3 protein-coding genes and 1 pseudogene are annotated in these 2,641 nt (G+C 44.6%); 1 reads left to right on the top strand and 3 read right to left on the bottom strand.

All coding sequences use genetic code 11. The features are described 5' to 3' along the window. A pseudogene (locus tag Q0314_RS08210) lies at positions 1-128 on the bottom strand (riboflavin synthase); the annotation flags it as partial. Positions 129-337: 209 nt separating this feature from the next. On the opposite strand from Q0314_RS08210, the gene Q0314_RS08205 reads away from it, so the two are divergent. After that, positions 338-976, top strand: a complete 639-nt coding sequence (locus tag Q0314_RS08205) for a Crp/Fnr family transcriptional regulator (protein ID WP_298058152.1) — start codon at positions 338-340, stop codon at positions 974-976. A gap of 222 nt (positions 977-1,198) precedes the next feature. Here the strand turns inward: Q0314_RS08205 and Q0314_RS08200 are convergent, their stop codons facing one another. Next, a complete protein-coding gene (locus Q0314_RS08200; protein ID WP_298058150.1) occupies positions 1,199-2,062 on the bottom strand; it encodes a formate/nitrite transporter family protein in 864 nt (287 codons plus the stop codon). Between the two features lie 9 nt (positions 2,063-2,071). Next, positions 2,072-2,515 carry a hydrogenase 3 maturation endopeptidase HyCI gene (locus Q0314_RS08195; protein WP_002948666.1) on the bottom strand — a complete coding sequence of 148 codons (444 nt, stop codon included), beginning with the start codon at positions 2,513-2,515 and terminating at the stop codon, positions 2,072-2,074. Positions 2,516-2,641: the final 126 nt, after the last annotated feature.

The following is a 2,641-nucleotide window of genomic DNA, read 5'->3' as shown; positions in this document are numbered from 1 at the left end:
ACGCTCAAGCACGCGCCGTTTACAGCGACGCTATCGCCTAAATTTGGGCGGTACGAGGCTTTTAGCCGTAGGGTATTTTGCGAATAGCTCGCAACCTGCGCGATCTCTCTAATCAGTCCGTTAAACATTTTTCGTCCTTAAATTTTAAGTTATTTTATAAAATTTAGCCTCAGAACGGGCTAAATTTGACGCCCAAATTTTACCGCTCGACTTTTAGCGTGGCGTGAATATGCAAAACTGGCAGAGTAATCGACCAAGGCTTGATCAAAATTTAATACACTTTAAAAATATTTAAGATAAAATAATCACCGAATAATAATCATAAGAAACGATAAACTTGAAAAAATCACGACTAGGCCTACTTGAGACCGATATTTTAGACGTTTTGAACCAAAACGAGCTTGCTAAATTTAACCGCGAGCTCCTAGCCAAAGGCGCCACAATCTACGCAGAATCCATCAAAGTCGTGATAATTAAAAGCGGCTCGGGCAAGCTCTCGTTTTTTGAGGACGGCGAGGAGTTTATCGTCTATCATCTGCAAAAAGACAACATCTCGATCATAGACGACGTGTGCGTGCTAGAGATCCTAGAGGACAGCGAGGTCTACTCGATCGACGCGGGCGATATGGGCGAGCTGCTAAAAAACGAGCGATTTGCCAAAGCATACGCCGACACGCTCGTAAATATCTCGCTACTGCAGCGCCAAATCATAAAATCGATACTTTTTGAAAGCGCGAAGGGGCGCATAGCAAACTTTCTCGTCGAGCTCGCCGCCGAGCAAAATTTGACGCAAAACGGCTACCACTACGTCTTTTTACCATTTTCGCTAAAGGTGCTTTCAAGCTTCGTCGGACTCAAACGCCAAAGCGCAAGCACCGCGTTTAACGAACTCATAAAAGACGATATCATCAGGCGCATAACGCCGCATGAGTTTTTGATAGTGGATTATGAAAAGCTGCAAAGCTATACGAACTAAAATTTAAATTTGCACACCAAAAACCGCACGGCAAAAACGCTAAATTTGAGTTTTTAAATCTAATGTAGTTAAATTTGTAAATTTAGTAAGATGTGAGATATTCCAGACAGAATAGGCGTAGTTTAAATAGTTTTTGATTAGGCGTGACGGGAGCATACATATAGTATGTGACCGAGCGCCTTAATCAAAAACTACTTTTAAAATCCGTTCATTTATGGGGAATTACTTCTTTTTCATGTCAAATTTATTCGCCATAAATCCAACTAGCCCCACAAAGAAAAGCCCGCCGCAGATATTGCCTAGCGTAACCGGAACTAGGTTTTTAACGATGAAATTTCCCCAGTTTAGTACTTCTAGCTTTTCAGCCGTGATGCCGTGTCCTAGAGCCGTAGCCGCAGCGGCGATATCTCCGCCGTTTGCCGCGATGTAGTGAGCTTTAGAGATGATGGCTTCGGTGATGATGAACATATTTGCCACGCAGTGCTCCATAGAGCATGCGACAAACGCGCCGATCATCCACATGATGGCAAAAAATTTGCCCGCAAGGTTGCTCTCGCTGGTTGCAGTCCAGATAGACATGCAAACAAACACGTTACAAAAGATTCCGCGGATAAATAGCTCGTGAAACGGCGCGGTAACCTTGCCTATACCTGAGGGTATAAAGTGTTGCAAGATATAGCCGTCGTATTTTAGTGGTAAGCCAGAGTAGTAGTACATATACGCAATTAGCGCGCCGCCGACGAAGTTAAAAAACCAAACGATCGCCCAGTAGTTAATGGTTTTGCCTAAATTTAGCTTGCCTTCATACGCGCTAACGCCGCTTAAAACCGAGCTCGTAAATAGATGTCCGCCGTAAAAAACGACCATCATAAGTCCGCAGCTAAAGGTGATGCCGCCGATAAAATTTGCAAGACCGATAGACTGTTTTTCAGCCATGCCCACGGTCGAGTGCGCCCAGAAAATATCGCCCATCGCGATCGCCGCGCCCGCCATGATAGCTAGAAAAATAATGCTTACTAACGGAGTATGCGCCTTGTGCTCCATCGAATTTGACACCGCTTGCGCGGTTTCTGCAGGATTTAACATGTCCTTCTCCTATTTTAAATTTTTATCTATCTCCAAAATGCGCTCGTAAGCTTTTTGCGCGCTTTTTTTCGCGTTTTCGCTTAAGCCCTCTTTAAAATCAAGCACGTTTTCAAGCAAAACGCTAATGCCTAAAAACAGCGTTTTGGGGCAAATTTTGCGCAGGTAGCTTAAAAGTACGGGCGTAGGCAAGTTGTGCGTCGAGTAGATATAGTCGCGCTCATTGCTTAGATCAAAAAATTCGATCGCGCCGTCTTTAAAGCCGCTCATCGCGTCCACCACGACGATGATATCAGGCTCAAATTCTCTAAGCGCGCCAAACTCGTTTTCAGGCACGTCCTGTCCGTAAAATACCCGCCAATCTTTCAAATTTGCCTCGACGATTCGCCCCGTTTCGTTGCCTACGTCGTCGTCGCCGCGCATAGGATTGCCGATGCAAAGTAAAGCCTTTTTCATCCTAAAAGCCCTCCGCGCGCTAAATTTAACCCATAAGCCTTTGTCCGATTTGAGCTAAATTTCATCAAAAATCCTTCCTAAGCACCAGATATCCCTCGCGCAGATTTTCAAGCTCTTTTTTTAGCT

This window comes from uncultured Campylobacter sp., from assembly GCF_938040115.1.
In the GTDB taxonomy this organism is placed as follows: Bacteria; Campylobacterota; Campylobacteria; order Campylobacterales; family Campylobacteraceae; genus Campylobacter_A.
Note: the sequence above shows the minus strand (reverse complement) of the source record. Positions and strands in the feature narration are given on the sequence as shown.

What these genes read in the sequence shown, in the direction of transcription:
- Q0314_RS08200 (WP_298058150.1), bottom strand. Translation starts at nt 2,062, where the DNA reads ATGTTAAATCCTGCAGAAACCGCGCAAGCGGTGTCAAATTCGATGGAG.
- Q0314_RS08195 (WP_002948666.1), bottom strand. Translation starts at nt 2,515, where the DNA reads ATGAAAAAGGCTTTACTTTGCATCGGCAATCCTATGCGCGGCGACGAC.